This window comes from Streptacidiphilus jeojiensis, from assembly GCF_042510965.1.
Classification (GTDB): Bacteria; Actinomycetota; Actinomycetes; order Streptomycetales; family Streptomycetaceae; genus Streptacidiphilus; species Streptacidiphilus jeojiensis.
The window spans coordinates 472,397-485,715 of record NZ_JBEUKS010000002.1; the positions used below are offsets into that span (position 1 = coordinate 472,397).

3 protein-coding genes and 1 pseudogene are annotated in these 13,319 nt (G+C 67.0%); all 4 read left to right on the forward strand.

What is annotated here, in order from left to right; translation table 11 throughout:
• The first annotated feature begins 85 nt into the window (after positions 1–85).
• The 4 genes and pseudogenes from ABUW04_RS08000 (at position 86) to ABUW04_RS08015 (ending at position 13,151) form a co-directional block, all read left to right on the forward strand.
• A complete protein-coding gene (locus ABUW04_RS08000; protein WP_380563723.1) occupies positions 86–11,083 on the forward strand; it encodes a LamG-like jellyroll fold domain-containing protein in 10,998 nt (3,665 codons plus the stop codon).
• Between the two features lie 11 nt (positions 11,084–11,094).
• Positions 11,095–11,385 carry a hypothetical protein gene (locus tag ABUW04_RS08005; protein ID WP_380563724.1) on the forward strand — a complete coding sequence of 97 codons (291 nt, stop codon included), beginning with the start codon at positions 11,095–11,097 and terminating at the stop codon, positions 11,383–11,385.
• 420 nt (positions 11,386–11,805) lie between these two features.
• Positions 11,806–12,069 (forward strand): annotated as a pseudogene (locus tag ABUW04_RS08010) (DNA/RNA non-specific endonuclease); the annotation flags it as partial.
• A 449-nt stretch (positions 12,070–12,518) separates the two neighbouring features.
• Positions 12,519–13,151: a hypothetical protein gene (locus tag ABUW04_RS08015; RefSeq protein ID WP_332262526.1), complete on the forward strand. Its 633-nt coding sequence runs from the start codon at positions 12,519–12,521 to the stop codon at positions 13,149–13,151.
• The last annotated feature ends 168 nt before the right edge of the window (positions 13,152–13,319 follow it).

The following is a 13,319-nucleotide window of genomic DNA, read 5'->3' on the forward strand; positions in this document are numbered from 1 at the left end:
CGTCGCACACGGTCGAACGTGGTCCACTTCGCCTTGCCCTGAAGGTGTGACAGGTTCAGGTTCAAGACACGGGTGGGGATTGTCGATGCGTACGCGTTCGGTGCGGCGGTCCAGCTGGTCGTTGACGGGACGTCGGATGCGGCCCCTGGTGCGGTTGGTGACGGTGCTGCTGGTGGCCGCCCTAGCCGTCGGCAGTGGGGTGAGCACCGCCGGAGCGGCCACCCGTGGCTTTCCCGCGCTGAGCCTGCCGTCGTTGACGGAGATCGCCGGCTGGTTCTCCAGTCCGCACTGGGGCCGGCTTCCGCAGCAGGCCGGCGGGACCGCAGCTGGGCGCAGCCATGTGGCGAGCGCGGCGTCGACGCGCTCCGGTCGCGGGACAGGTGGGGCACCGGGCACCGGACGCGGCCAACTGGCCTCGTACACAGTCCGGGCACGCAAGGTCAGCAGCGGCCTCAGCGCCGCGGCGCCGGTCGGATTCAACGCCCGCACCAGCAAGCGGGTCGCCTCCAAGTCGTCCGCCACCGTCGACTACTTCCAGAACGCCGACGGCTCCGTCACCCGCCGGGTCCGCCAGACCCCGGTGAACTACCGTGATGCCAAGGGTGACTGGCAGCCCGTCAACACCACGGTGTCGGTCGGCACGGACCAGCGGTGGCACGAGGCGGCCAACTCCCTGGCCGTCGACTTCGCGCCGAAGGCGTCCACGACCTCGCTCGCAGCCTTTGCCGTGGACGGCAGCCACAAGCTGACCTACGGCCTGCAGGGAGCAGCCGCCGTCACCGGCACCGCGCGGGGCTCGACGGTGACGTACCCGGGCGTGCTTCCCCTCACGGATCTTCTGGTGGCGCCCACGACCACGGGCCTGAAGGAGTCCGTGGTGCTGCACAGCGCTGCTGCCGGTAACCAGTGGGTCTTCCCGTTGCAGCTGCAGGGTCTGACGGCAGTGCAGGGCACCGCCGGGGCGATCGACCTGCGCAACGCGGCCGGGCGGACGGTGGAGGAGATCCCGCCGGCGTACGCGTTCGACTCCAAGGTCGATCCGCACTCGGGCGACCCGGCCACCACGCACGCGGTCAGCTACACCCTGCAGCAGAGTGCGGGCCACACCGCTCTGGTGGTCACCCTGGACAGGGCATGGCTGGACAACCCGGCGCGACGGTTCCCGGTCACGGTGGACCCCTCCATCAACGACGCCTGGACGACGACCTACGCCGAGTCCGCCAACCTGGGCGACCACTCCACTGAGCTGTCCATCAAGGCCGGGTCGTACGACTCGGGCACACACAGCGCGGTGGGCTACATCGCCCCGCAGCTGGGCACCTTCGACGGTTCCAAGGTCACCGTCACCGCGGCCAGCCTTCAGCTGTTCGACACCTGGGCGTCCACCTGCGCGTACGCCGAGGAGTTCGACGTCGCCGCCGTCAGCGCCGCCTGGACCCCGTCCGGGGTGACCGGGTGGCCCGGTCCGGCCTACGGCGCCTCGATCGGGAGTCTGACCCCGGCGACCAGCACCCTGACGGCCGCCTGCGGCAACACCGCGGCCGACCGTACGGTCGGAGACTGGCTGACCGTTCCGCTGTCGACCACGACCTTCCAGGGCTGGGCCAACGGCACCACCGCCGACCACGGGCTGGCGGTCTATGCGGCCACCACCAACGACCTGACCTGGAAGCAGTTCGGCTCGTTCTACGACCCGGGCTACGCCCCGATCCTGACGCTGACCTACACCGGCAACGTGGCTCCCCAGCTCACCCAGACCTATCCGGCCAACGACACCACCGTCAGCACGCTGACCCCGGAACTGGCGGCGGCCGCCATCGACGACGGCTCGCCGAACACCACGCTGGAGTACGACTTCCAGATCTACGACTCCACCGACACCAAGGTCGTCGACTCGGGGCTGGTCACCGGCGGCGACTGGAGCGTGACGGCCGGCAAGCTGAAGTGGGGCCAGACCTACGAGTGGACCGTCCAGGCCTACGACGGTTCCGCGTACTCGACGGCAGCGGCCTGGGCCTCGCTGACGCCACAGGTCCCGCAACCCGTGACCACGTCCAGCCTGTCCCAGAACAGCAGCGACCACGGCTACGACGCCTCGATCGGGAACTACACCACCGAGGACACCGACGCCTCGGTGTCGGTCACCGGTCCCTCGCTGGACGTGGTGCGCGACTACAACTCACGCGACCCCCGCACCACCGGTGGCTTCGGTGCCGGTTGGTCGAGCATCTTCGACGCCCGCGCCGCCGAGCAGTACGACACCGGCGGCGCGGTGGCCAGCGTCCAGGTCACCTATCCCGACGGTTCGGTGGTCGGCTTCGGGAAGAACAGCGACGGCAGCTACAGCCCGCCCTCGGGACGCTTCGCCACGTTCAAGCCGGTCACCGGCGGCTACACGCTGACCGACAAGAACGACACGGTCTACACCTTCACCCAGGCCCTGGGCAGCGGGGTGTACGGGATCACCTCGGTCACCGACGCGGACGCCCGCGCGGTCACCTTCACCTGGTCCTCCGGACAGATCACCACGATGACCTCGGTCACCTCGGGTCGTTCCCTGCACCTGGTGTGGTCGACCCCCAGCGGCGCCACCAGCGCGCACATCGCCACGGTCTCCACCGACCCGGTCACTGGCACCGACCAGAGCACCGACCTGGTGTGGACCTACTCCTACACCGGTGACGCGCTGAGCAGCCTGTGCGCCCCCGCGGACGGCACCCACTGCACCAGCTACGGCTACACCACCGGCTCGCAGTACCAGGCGGCCGGCCTCGACCTGGACCCGCACTCGCTGTGGACGCTCTCGGACGCCTCCGGCACCACCGCCACCAGCGCGGTGATCGCCAACGAGGGCAGCGACAACGCCACCTACAGCAATGTGACCCTCGGTCAGAGCGGCCCGCTGAGCGGAAGTACCGCCACCGCGGCCGGCTTCAACGGCACCAGCTCCACCGTGACGCTGCCCAACTCCCTGGCCGTGGCCGCCAATGCGCAGACCGTGTCGCTGTGGTTCAAGACCAGCAGCAGCACCGCGAGCGTCCTGTACGGGGCCTCCTCCGTGCCGGTCAGCAACGGCAGCACGCCCGGCTACTACCAGCCGATGCTGTACATCGGCAGCTCCGGCTACCTCAACGCGGAGTTCTGGTACAGCGCAGGCGTCTCGCCGATCAGCGAGACCCTGAAGAAGGTCAACGACGGCCAGTGGCACCACGCCGTACTGGCCGCAGCAGGCGCCTCGCAGACGCTGTACCTGGACGGCGTCAACGCAGGCACCGCGTCCGGCACCGTCTCGGTCGGCGGCGGAGTACCCGTCCAGACGCTCAGCTACCCCACGGTCGGGGCCGGATTCCTCGGCGGGGCGTGGCCCGACGAGCCGAACGAGGGCAAGAGCGGCAACACCGGTTACGCCAGCTACTTCAACGGCTCCATCGCCGACGTCGGCCTGTACTCCTACCCGCTGTCGCAGGCGCAGGTCACCGCCCTGCACGCAGCCGGTACCAGCAGTGCCAGTCTGCTGTCCTCGATCACCCGTCCCTCCGGCAAGGCGTACGCCGCGATCGCCTACAACGCCTCGACCGCGACGGTCACCCAGGTCACCGACGAGAACGGCGGCACCTGGAAGCTGGGCACGCCCACGGTGACCGGCTCCAGCCAGGTCTACCGCTCGGCGGTGCTGGGAGCGGCGCCCACCGAGTACTTCCGCCTGGGCGAGGGGGCCGGCGCAGCCAGCGCCCTCGACGAGACCCGCGGCGGCCTGGGTACCTACTCCAATGTCACGCTGGGTGCGGCCGGTCCGTTCTCCGACAGCACCGCTGCGTCCTTCAACGGCACTTCCTCGCTGGTGTCGCTGCCGACCAACAACCAGGTCACCGCCGGGTCGAACTCGGTGGAGCTGTGGTTCAAGATGCCCTCGGGCAGTACCGCCGGCGGAGTGCTCTTCGACTACGCCGGGGCGTCGCTGACCGGTGGCAGCCCCGCCTCCAACAACTACGTCCCGGCCCTGTACGTCGGCGTGGACGGGCTGCTGCACGGCCGCTTCTACGGCTACGGGTACGTCACCAGCACCGGCAAGGTCAACGACGGCCAGTGGCACCACGCGCTGCTGGCCTCCGGGGGAACCACCGAGGCGCTCTACCTCGACGGCACCCAGCAGTCCAGTTCTACCGGCGCGTTCGCCACTGCCGTCTCGACGTACCTGTACGTCGGGGCGGGCGAGTCCTCGGGCTGGACCTCGGCGCCCACCAACACCCTGGGCTACTTCCCCGGCTCGATCGCCGACTTCGCGCTGTACCACAGCCAGCTCACCGCCGCGGACGCGTCCGCGCACTTCCAGGCCGCCCACAACTCCGCGGGCCTGCTGCCGCTGGAGACCGTCACCGTCACCGACCCCGGCGGGAAGACGCTGAGCAGCCAGTACGACGTCACCAACGGCAACCGCACCATCTCGGAGACCGACGCGCTGGGCAACAGGACCAGTTACGGCTACGACACCGGCGGCTTCGAACACACCGTCATCGACCCCGACGGGGCCATGACGATCACCGGCCACGATGTGCGCGGCAACACGGTGTCCAGCACCACCTGCCAGAACCAGGCTGCGAACCAGTGCTCCACCCAGTACTTCAGCTACTACCCCGATGACACCACCGCGGAGCTGACCACCGCCGATCCGCGCAACGACCTGCCGCTGACCGCCCGCAGCGGCCGTTCCACCTCCGCCACCGACAACACCTTCCTGACCTCGTACGGCTACAACACCGCAGGCGACGAGACCAGCGTTACCACTCCGGCGGTGCCGGGATCCCCCTCCGGCCGCACGACCAGCACGGTGTACTCCGACGGGACGGCCACCTACCCGGCTGCCGACACCGGCAACGTCCCCAAGGGACTCCCGGTCTCGACCACCTCACCGGGCGGTGCGGTCAACACCGTCGCCTACCTCCACAACGGCGATGTCGCCTCCACCACCGACGCGGACGGCCAGGTCACCAAGTACAGCTATGACGGCCTGGGCCGGGTGCTGACCGAGACCGTGGTCTCCGACACCTATCCCAACGGCCTGACCAGGACCTTGACCTATGACGCCAACGGACAGGTCACCAAGGAGAGCGACCCGCCGCTGACCGACCGGGTCACCGGCGCCGTGCACACCGCGGTCAGCACCACCGTGTACGACGCGGACGGGGACGTGACCTCGCAGACGGTGGCCGACGCCACCGGCGGTGATGCCCCGCGTACCGACACCACCACCTACAACGCGTACGACCAGGTGGCCAGCCACACCGACGCGAACGGCAATGCGGGTGCCGCCGACGGCAACACCACCACCAGCAGCTACGACGCCTACGGCAACCGCATCTCGGACGTCGACCAGAACGGCACCACCACGCGGTACGCCTACGACGCCGACGGCAATCTGCTCACCCAGAGCCTGGCCTCCTACACCGGAGACCCGGTCAACCCGTCCACCGCCACCACCCTGATCGAGTCCTCACGGGCCTACGACCCCGCGGGGCGGCTGGCCTCAATCACCGACTCGATGGGCAACACCACCAGCTACACCTACACAGACAACGGGCTGACCTCCACCGTCACGCGCACCGACGCCACCGGCAAGAACAGCTTCGTCCTGCAGTCCAACAGCTACGACGCGGCCGGCGACCTGGTCCAGCAGGTCACCAACAACGGCGCCACCGTCACCAACTACACCGTCGACGCGGCCTCGCGCACCACCAGCACCGTCACGGACCCCACCAGCACGGACCGGACGACCCAGGTCTCCTACACCCCGGACGACCTGGTGGCCACCTCCACCCAGCACGACTCCTCCGGCTACGACCGCACCACCAGCAAGACCTACGACCCGATGGGGAACACGCTCACCGAGACCCTGTCCGGCGACGCCTCAGGACACCCTTCCGCCTGGTACCCGCTGAACCAGACCGCCGGGACCGCCGTCACAGACGCCTCCGGCAACGGTTACACCGCCACCGCCGACAGCGGAGTGACCTGGAGCGGCAGCGGCGCCACCTTCGCCGGCAGCACCACCGGAACCGGCGGCCTGATCTCCGCCAACGCCCCGGTGCTGACCACCAACTCCTCCTACACCGTCTCGGCCTGGGTCGACCCCGCCGACGTGTCCACCTACCGCACCTTCGTCGGTCAGGCCGGCGCCACCGCGAGCGCGTTCTACCTGCAGTACAGCAAGTCCTACGGCGGCTGGGCGTTCATCACCACCAGTGCGGACGCGACCACCGCCACCCAGACGATCGCGCACACCAGCAGTGCGACCTCCAACACCTGGACCCACCTGGTGGGGGTGTACAACTCCAGCACCGGGGCGATGAGCCTGTACGTCAACGGCGCCCTGGCCGCCAGCGCCACCGCTGCCACCACCTGGAACGCCTCGGGTCCGCTGACCGTGGGAGGCGTCAAGACCACCGGCGGCACGATCTCCAATGTCGTCAACGGTCAGGTCTCCGACGTACAGGCATACCAGCGGGCCCTCTCCGCCGCCGAGGTCGCCACCCTGTACGGGAACGGGCGCTCCGGCGGCACCGTCGGGTCCAGCAACGCCCAGACCACGACCTACACCTACGACAAGCGCGGCCTGCCCACCAGCATGACCGACGCCGACGGCAACACCACCAACTACTCCTACGACGAAGCCGGGAACCTCGCGGTCACCACCGCGCCCGCCGTGTCGGTGGAGACCAACGGCGGCACCGCGGTCAGCGCACGCCCGGTGACCACCTCGGGCTTCAACACCTTCGGGGAAGCCACCGAGGAGGTCGACCCCGACGGGAACCAGACCGACACGGCCTACGACGCCAACGGGCAGAAGGTCTCGGAGACCCTGCCGTCCTACACGCCGCCGGGTTCCAGCACCCCGATCACCGCCACCAGCACCTGGACCTACGACGCCGACGGCAACGTGGTCGGCACCGCCCAACCCGACGGTGAGACCACCAGCACCAGCTACGACCAGATCGGTGACGCGGCCCAGGTCACCGCCGCCGACGGCTCGAAGACCCATGCCGTCTACGACACCAACGGCGAGCTGGTCTCGCAGACCGACGGCACCGGCGCCACCACCCAGGCCACCTACGACTGGATGGGCCGTCAACTCACCTCCACCACCCTGGAGCGGTACCCCACCGCCCAGGCACTGACCTCCACCAACTCGTACGCGGTCAGCGCCGGCAACGCGTACGGGGCGTTCCTGACCTCCACCACCACCCCGGGCGGGGTCACCACCGGCTACAAGTACAACAGCCTCGGTGAGACCACCGCGGTCACCGACGGCGCGGGGAACACCACCACCTACTCCTACGACTTCATGGGCAACCAGCAGAAGACCACCCTGCCCGACGGCACCTGGTCCGACACCGACTACAACGTGTCCGACCAACCCTTCAAGACCACGCAGTACGACGCCGCCAGCACGGTCCTCTCGCAGACCGGGGAGACCTACGACGGCGTCGGCAATCTGATCTCCTCGACCGACGCGAACGGCCACACCAGCCACTTCACCTACGACGCGGCCGGAACCGTGACCCAGGAGACCCAGCCGGTCTCGGCAACCTCCTCGATCACCACCAGCTTCGGCTACGACGCGGCCGGGCAGCGCACCCGCTACACCGACGGGCGCGGAAACTCCTGGATCTACACCTACACCCCCTGGGGCCAGTCCCAGAGTGTGGTCGCCCCCGCCACCAGCAGCTACACCAGTGCCGCTGACTCCACCACCACCGACACCTACAACGGCGACGGCCAACTGGTCTCCGCGGTGCAGCCCGGTGGCATCACCACCACCCTGGGGTACGACAAGGTCGGCAACCTCACCAGTGAATCGGGCACCGGAGCCGACGCGGCCACCGCCAGCCGCTCCTTCACCTACGACTCGGCCGGTCAGGTACTGACCGCCGGCACCAGTACGGCCGGCACCAGCGGCACGACCGGATACCAGAGCGCCACCAGCGAATCGTTCACCTACAACGACCGCGGCTCCCTGCTCACCGCCTCCGGTTCCGCGGGCTCCAGTTCCTTCGGCTACAACAGCGACGGCAGTCTCACCTCGCGCACCGACGCCGCCGGAACCACCAGCTACGGCTACGACACCGCCGGGCGGCTGTCCACCCTCAACGACGCTGCCACTGGCACCCAACTCGGCTACAACTACAACACGCTGAACCAGGTCGCCAGCATCAAGTACGGCAGCACCGGCCAGACCCGTACCTACAGCTACAACACCGCCCACGAGCTGACCGGCGACACCCTCACCCAGGGCAGCACCACGCTGGCGTCGATGAGCTACGGCTACGACGCCGACGGCAACCTGACCACCAAGACCACTACCGGCGTCACCGGGGCCTCCAGCAACACCTACACCTACGACTGGGCCAACCGCCTCACGTCCTGGAACAACGGCAGCACCACCACCGCCTACGCCTACGACGCCTCCAGCAACCGGGTCCAGGTCGGCTCCAACGTCTACACCTACGACGCCAGGGACGAACTCACCTCCGACGGCGTCAACTCCTACCGCTACTCCGCCGCAGGCACCCTGCAGATGGAGACCACCCCCAGCGGCAGCACCACCTACACCACCGACGCCTACGGCCAGCAGATCACCGACGGCACCCAGGGCTACACCCTGGACGCCTCCGGCCGGAACATCACCGACACCGACAGCACCCTGGGCACCAGCCGCACCTTCCAGTACTCCGGGGGCGGCGACACCATCGCCGGCGACGGCGACTACACCTACACCTACGACCCCAGCGGTGGCCTGATCGGCCTCAACACCGCGGGCGCCGGCTCCACCAGCACCGGCACCCTGGCGCTGACCGACCAGCACAGCGATGTCGTCGCCGGCTTCACCTCCGGTGCCACCACCCTGACCGGCTCGGCCACCTACGACCCGCTCGGCAACGTCACCGCCAGCAGCGGCACGGCGGGAGGCCACCTCGGGTTCCAGTCCGGCTGGACCGAGAACTCCACCGCCCAGGTCGGCACCGCGTCCCGCTGGTACAACCCGGCCACCGGCACCTTCCTCAACAAGGACAGCGTCTCCCCGAACCCCGTCCCCAACTCCGCCAGCGCCAATCCCTTCGCCTACATCGGCGGCAACCCGCTCAGCGCGACCGACCCCAGCGGGCACTGCTGGTTCGGCTGCAGCATCTTCAACGCCGTCAGCAACGCGGTCTCCAGCGCGGTGGACGACGTCTCCAGTGGCTGGGACGACTTCTCCTCCACGTTCTCCAGCGGCTGGGACGACTTCGCCCACTACACGTACCACGCGGTCGCCGCCGTCGTTCACACCGTCAAGCACGCGGTGTCCAAGGCCGTCCACCGCATCGCCGACGTCTACCGCTCCACCGTGCGACGGGTCCGCCGCTACTACCACTACGCCGCGCGCCGCATCCGACGCGCGTACCACGCCGCGGTACACGCCGTCAGCAGCGCCTACCATGCCGTCAGACGGGCGGCCAAACGCGTGGTCCATGCGATCAAGAAGGCGGCGCATGCCGTCGCGCATGCCGCCAGGAGCGCCTACCACGCCACCGTCAAGGCGGTGAAGACCGCCGCCATCTATGCCAAGCACCATGCTGCCGCCATCACCTCCTTCGTGGTCTCGGCGGCGGTCGGTATGGGCTGTGAGGCCGTCACCGCAGGCATCGGCACCATCGGCTGCGCGGCCATCGCGGGCGCCGTGGGCTCCTTGGTCACCCAGGGATTCGCCTGCGCCGACAAGGGAGGATCGTCCTGCAGCGCGGGTGCCTTCGCTTCGAGCGCGGTCGACGGCGCGGTAGCCGGCGCGGTGGGCGGGGCGCTGGGCGCGCTGGGAGGCAAGCTCCTCTCCAAGGTGGCCCCCAAGGCCCTGGACGCGGTCGGAGGCCTCTTCGGCAAGGGCGCCACCGAGGCCGGCGACAGCGCGGCTGCGGACGCCACCGACCAGGTCGCCAACGACAGCGTTGCCGACGAGGCAGGATCCGCCGAGCAATCGTCGTGCCCCACCGGCCCGAGCAGCATTCCGCACAGCTTCACGGCGGGCACCCGGGTACTGATGGCGAACGGCTCCACCAGGGCCATCAGCACCATCAAGGTCGGCGACACCATCGCCAACGCCGTCCCCGGCCTCAGCGGCACCCAGAGCCACCAGGTCACCGCCGTCATCGTCACCCACACCGACCACGACTTCGCCGACGTCACCATCGCCCCGACCAAGGCGGCGACGGCCACCCTCAGATCCCGGGTCCTGCGCAAGGCCGCCCTCGGCCTGGCAGCCTCGGCCGCCGGCATCGCCGCCCTCCTGGCCACCCACCACCAGTCCGCCACCCCGGCCCAACCCGTCGCCTACACCGCCCCCGCCGCAACCTCCACGGCGACACCCGCTACCACTGCGGACCAGGGCGGAGTCCTCCACACCACCTTCCACCACCCCTTCTACGACGAGACCCAGACCGCCTTCGTCGAAGCCGAAGACCTCCACATCGGCGACCGCCTCCAAACCCCCACCGGCACCGCCGAGGTCACCAACCTCCACCTCTTCCACGCCAACACCACCACCTACGACCTCACCATCGGCACCCTCCACACGTACTATGTGGAAGCTGGCAATACACCGGTACTGGTCCACAACTGTGGCGTCGATGAGAAGGCGGATCTCTTTGATTCGTTCGGGGTGAAGCCGGGCGAGAATCTCAACCTTGCTGAGCCCTCCGCGGCAAATGGGAGAAGCTACATCACCTACGTAGCCAAGGATGCCGATGGAAATGTCCGATACGTCGGCCGGGCTCAGGGGAAAGGAAATCCCTTGCAGGTCATGAAGGGGCGCATAGCGAGAGGGCATGACATCTTCAAGCAAAATCCTGACCTCACTCCGCAGGTTGTTGACGTTCAGCAAAGTATGGATGCGAGCAAGGGGGCTGAGGAGTTTTTCACGCAGGGATTTGCGCAGCGCGGCGCAAGTCTTCTAAATAGTCCTGATTCTCCTGCGCTCGGGTTTTCCAAGGCTGCACGAGGTCAAAAGTCCGTGCAAATGATGGACGCATTCTTTGATGAACTTTTGTCGAGGTAAGGCGGCGGTGAATGGATTTTGTGGAGATTTGGTTTGACGGCCCAATGTCGGTTGACCGAGACGATGTTGAGGATGCGCTCAATAGTGCATTGCAGGGCATTGGTGAAGTGACTGGAGGAGGGACCGGCGAGACCGGGTCGAATCTTGATGTAGAAGTGGATGGAGAGTTCCCCAAGGATCTGGTTGTGGGTAAGATCTTCGCTGTTATTAATGAGCTTGAAGTCGGGGATTCGGCCCGGGTTAGGCCAGGCGATGGCGATCTTTGGATCCGCCTGAGCGAATGGCCTCTGTCAGCTCCGTGATGGGAGCCAGTAGTTGGGGTTGGGGTGCTGCTGATATTTGTCTCAGTAGCACCCCAGTTGCATATCAAGGATCTTGCGCCTCTGCGGCTTCCTGCTACTTCATGTGTACGTATCGCCAGGTCTATGCTGGCGGGTGACATACATGCTATTGGGGCTTTTAGGATGCCTTGACGGTGACGGCAGCGTCAGCGGATGAAGATCCCAGAAATGGGCGGACCGTCCTCGTCCCGGAGCCGGACGAGGCTGTCCCTGAGCAGGTGCCGACACCCTGGTAGTGAAGCCGAGGGCAGAGTGAAGCCCGGATCGGTTCGACCGCTATAGCCACGGTGGGAGTGTCCGGTACGAAGGTCTGGACGCACTCGGGCGGCCGCAGGGCGTGCATGCTTCGATCGATAAGTCGATGCCGGACACCGGCAGCGAGGCCCGCTTGCGCGCTACAACTTGGTGACCTTGACGCAGAATCCTGTCAATTCGCCGTTGATGCGAGACCTCGTCGAGCAGCACATCTACGATGCGGTGGATGCGGATGAGATCGTGCAGTATTCGGTGAAACCGATCTATGAAGGGGCGAATAGAATCCCGACTAGCCTAGAGTTTTCCGCCGTGGGCAATAAGGGATTCAGCCTCTCGGGTTTCTTGGAGAATCCGGCAGCTGGAGTAATTTCGGGTAAATTCAGCTACTGACTGTGCTGAGGACCGCACGTGAACGTTGACCTCAGCGCAGTTGGATATACTTGGGACCCGTATTCTCGGAGGTCAATTTGCCCCGGACGACACCACCGCGCCCTATTGACATCGAGGGTGTTTTCCCAGAGCTTCACGAACATGCCGCGGTTGCGACGCGACTCCACCCGCGACCAGGCAGTCCTGCGCCGGCGGAGAGTTCGGTGGGGGGAATGCTGCTCTGGCCTGCAGACGAGCCTTGGCCAGTCTGCACGGAAGCTCATCAGAAGTCCCGAGGTGAGCTGCTGCGTAACGTGAGAGAGAGGCGACGTATACTCGACGCCGCCTGGAGTCGGATTGACGCGAGGGGTCGACCTACCGGGCCGACAGACGAAGAGCGTGAACTGCTGTCTTCTCTGAACAAGCGCGGCAGATACGCTCCAGAGCTGACCGAGGACACGCCTGTTCCCATGCTGCCGGTGCTGCAAGTCTTCCGGAAGGATGTCCCGGCGCTAGGCTTTCCGGAAGGGGCGGACCTGCTGCAGGTTCTCTGGTGTCCGTTTGATGCACACGGTGAGGGTCTGGCAATTGACCTCCGGCTGGTGTGGAGAGATTCGGCGATGATTTCTGCGCCGATGGTGGAGGCTCCGGAGCTGAAGGTAGTAGGGCGAGCCGGATATGTCCCTGACGTTTGCGTTCTGCATCCAGAAGAAGTTGTCGAGCATCAGAGCTTCGAACTACTTCCCAATGCGATCCAGAATGCCCTGGAGGAATGGGAAGACTGGGAGAGCGAAGAGGCCCCGCACTATCAGTACGACCTGTCGGTGGCACCCGGATGGAAGGTGGGCGGCTTCGCCTCATGGCACTTGACGGGACCTCAGGAGATGGTCTGCGGCTGTGGTGCTCCGATGCGATTGTTGCTGACGGTTGACACCAAAGAGTGGGACAACGGGAGCCTGAGTTGGATGCCCTTTGAGGATGCAGAGCTTTCCACCTACGGGCTCAGCACCCCGACGCGTGTTGTCGTGGGGCGAGCTGGCTCGCTGCGTGTTTTCGTCTGCAGCAAGGACGTTAAACACCCTCACAAGATTAATGAACAGTAGTCAACCTCTGTCCCTTTGTTCGCAATCACATCTTTGCAGGCCAGTAGCACCCCTCTCTAACTCGGCATCAGATCACCATGCCCGGTTGAACACCCGAGGCTGGTGCGGATCCGTCGTGGTGAGGGGTCGCGGGGGGGGGGGGGGGGGCCCCCCCCCCCCCCCCCCCCC

Coding starts and splice junctions, on each gene's coding strand:
- ABUW04_RS08005 (WP_380563724.1), top strand. CDS start 11,095: ATGGATTTTGTGGAGATTTGGTTTGACGGCCCAATGTCGGTTGACCGA.
- ABUW04_RS08015 (WP_332262526.1), top strand. CDS start 12,519: ATGCTGCCGGTGCTGCAAGTCTTCCGGAAGGATGTCCCGGCGCTAGGC.
- ABUW04_RS08000 (WP_380563723.1), top strand. CDS start 86: ATGCGTACGCGTTCGGTGCGGCGGTCCAGCTGGTCGTTGACGGGACGT.